Source organism: Acidocella sp. MX-AZ02, from assembly GCF_000306035.1.
Classification (GTDB): domain Bacteria; phylum Pseudomonadota; class Alphaproteobacteria; order Acetobacterales; family Acetobacteraceae; genus Acidocella; species Acidocella facilis.
Window position 1 is genome coordinate 6,916 of record NZ_JH976215.1, and the last position, 3,012, is coordinate 9,927.

Consider the following 3,012-nt stretch of genomic DNA (forward strand, 5'->3'; position numbering starts at 1 on the left):
TTCGGTGGGATCACGCCCGCTCAGAAACTGAAACTCGCCGCCTGAATTCTACGAACAGGCCCCGTTAAAAACGGAGGGATTACCAGGCCGCGCAACGAAAATGTTGCGCCCACAGCGGGCACGCGGACAATTGTACGGCTTTTCCCAAAAGCAGACTTCCGCCCCAGCCCCCACCCGCCGATAGAGACTTTATCGGGAGAGAGAATCAGGAGTGAACCAGTAAGGGGTTTTGTCGGTCCATATTGAATGGGGATAAAGCGTCTGCAGCTGAGTGTAAGCCGACTGAGAATCATCCCCCCAATTTGGACCCAAATGGCAGCCATAGCGCGTAGATCGTACCGCAAGATGCAGCGTCTCCGGCAGAGCATTGTCCATGCCAAGCAAACGCGTAAACCAGTATGATTGCTTGGCCCATTTAACGGCGTGTTCGGTTAGTGCCTCGGGGCCGCTTTGGGTAGCTGCAAGCTGCGCGAGCTCCTTGTAGTCGATATTGCCGAACAGAGGGTCGCCTTTGATTAGAGAGAGAGATTGCGCGACAGCGTAATCATAATCAGCGTCTGTATTTTGGTTGCCTTGGGGTGGCGCGAAAGTGCCCGTTGGCCAATAAACATATCCACCGGATAAGTTACGGTAGTCATAGTCGAAACCAACTTGATTATCTTGAACAGGGTTAACAAAGAACGTCCCAGCCACATCCAGTTCGGTGCGCGGGATATCGAACGAGCACCACCAATTACCATCATTATGGTCGTAAGGGTCGATGGCTGTTAGATCGGGCGTGTTACGGAGAGTTAGTTGACCATTTGAATACTGATCCATCCATTGCGGATGTGGGCTCAGACCTGGAAAATGCAGCAGCATTTTTAGAGTCAGATGCTTGCGCGTTCGCATTGTCCAGGAAGCCTCGATATTATCGATATCGGTATCAAGTTCCGGAAAATTATCTCTCACCTCGGGCATGAGCGCAAAAAACTCCGGCCAACGACCCAGCATGTAGAGGCGTATCCACCCCGCTCCTAGCAGCGTCCGGCGTTGGGGTCCATTAAGACCCGGAAAGCGGCTCAACTTGATAAGTTCGTCAGCGGGTAACAAGTCAAAGGCTGCGGCGTCTTCTAAATGGCCGACGTTACTAGTGTAGTATTGGTCGTCTGAAATCGATACCTCATCGGCCATGAATTCCGGCCAGCTCTGGGCGAGCATCAATCTTAGTCCAGGGTCAACCTCGCGAGTTTCAAATGTTCCATGCTGAAATCCAAAAAACGTGACTCCTTGGTTGCGAAAGACGGATTTGACTTGCGAAAGCCAAGCCCGAGCCCCACTCAAATCTTGATGTGACACGTAATAACGAATCCCACCATTGACGATAAATGCGTAAAAGTCACCGTTTCGGCGACCCGGCGTGGAGGAAAGCAACTTATCTGGCAGGGCAGGGGCTGTTGGTGTTAGCCCCGATTGCATGAGAGCGATCGCTGCGCCGGGCTGGCCGTTCATCAGCAAAATACGCACCTGCTGCTCAAAAAGCGCTGCATCCAGGCTGGAAAGAGCGGACGGCACATTCCAGCTCTCTGCGTTAAGAACTGGATCACTTGCATAACTTGGCAAGATATCGCGGGCGTTTTGCAGCAGCGCGACGTCGGACGGATTAGTTGTGCGGATAGCCAAGGCATAGGCCCAAAGTGGGTTTTTCGTAGCGAGCCACTCCTCACGGGCGTGCTGGGTTAGTCCAGGGTAGGCGGCCTCTACATCTGGTGGCAGCTTGGCGCCCGAAGCCTCGAAGCCCGGAAAGGCAACCATCTGGGGAGGCATGCCATGAGCCCAGTTTTGTGGCTGGGTGTAGGAAGTGGGCTGGGCAATTGTCCAAGCCAAATCAGCAAATGGATTATTGACTCGTATCTGATCCATGACAGTGCGTGATGTAATGCGGGTTAGCACCAGCATATCGTCGCTTGCATTCTGTTGAAGAGTAGTAAGTTCCGGTTCCTGGCAAACCAGGTCATGCGGGGCAGTCAACAGATGCGATATTTCCGCCAAGCGCGCTGCAAGAAGTCTAGCGTCGGGTTGCTGCCAAGCCAGAGTGCCCGTTAAATCGTAGGTAGCACTGTAGAATTCCTGCATTGCGGGGTTGCTCAGTAGGGCAGCGATGCGCTGGAAACCGCCCGCATAATTTCCGTTGCTCAAGGCGGCCCGGGCCGCAGAGTATGCGGCCGCGGCGTGATATGGCGACGTCTGATCTGCAGCGACTTTGTCAAATGACGCGATCGCGGCATCGTAGTTGTCCGCGTGGAAGGCCGCTGCCCCTTGCTGATATTGGGCAGTTTGGGCTGGTGAGGCTGGTGTCAGTGGAACAAATGTCTTCGTCTGTAGGTATAAGTACGGGTCCACTGGTTGGTCCACGGGATTCTGCCCCCAGCTTCCGTCTGGCGCCGCTTTTGCAGCCGCAAGCATGGCGTTTGCATCAAACCAGGGAGGGTTACTGATCTGCGCATTGGACCAATGAATGTTAAGGAAGCTGCCCCAACTAGACGCAGGTACGCCAGGAATAGGATATGAAGCATAATAGGGAAGCTCGTTCTGCCCGCAGGGTGGTGCCGCAGTAGCTGGTAATGCAGTCAACACAAAACTGAGAGTTCCGCCTGCTATAATCACCGCGCTTCTGACAAGCCTGGGGAATTCGCGCGTCACTTTGTTCGGAATTATGGATGAAGCGCATATGGCCACAGAAACGAATGAAATTCGGAACATTTTTACCTATCATTCAACGTGCGTGGCGATTTGAGCCAACGTATCGCGGCGCACCGATTCTAGCAACGATTGCAGGAAAGTGGTCAAGGAAGGATTCCGGTGTATTGGCCGATGAATGCCCAACGCGCCTCGGAGTGGCCGCTGTCATTTTTCGACAGTCAGAGGGCGAACGGCATCGGGGAATGGCCGCTTTGACCCATCACGAACCGGAAACAGCCAGTCCGCTATCGGCCCCCTTTAGCCCACAACCGGCCTGCCGATTGCTCCTGT

At 54.0% G+C, this 3,012-nt stretch carries 2 protein-coding genes; one reads left to right on the forward strand and one right to left on the reverse strand.

Annotated elements, in window-relative coordinates; genetic code table 11:
• Positions 1-189: 189 nt before the first annotated feature.
• Positions 190-2,742 (reverse strand): hypothetical protein, encoded by a 2,553-nt coding sequence (locus MXAZACID_RS17065; protein WP_144052885.1) that lies wholly within the window; start codon positions 2,740-2,742, stop codon positions 190-192.
• Between MXAZACID_RS17065 and MXAZACID_RS19905 the strand changes: the two genes are divergently transcribed.
• The coding region (locus MXAZACID_RS19905) for a hypothetical protein (RefSeq protein WP_205619865.1) at positions 2,727-3,012 on the forward strand (286 nt) is incomplete at its 3' end. The two genes, MXAZACID_RS17065 and MXAZACID_RS19905, sit on opposite strands and share 16 nt — an antisense overlap.

Coding starts and splice junctions, on each gene's coding strand:
- MXAZACID_RS17065 (WP_144052885.1), bottom strand. CDS start 2,742: ATGTTCCGAATTTCATTCGTTTCTGTGGCCATATGCGCTTCATCCATA.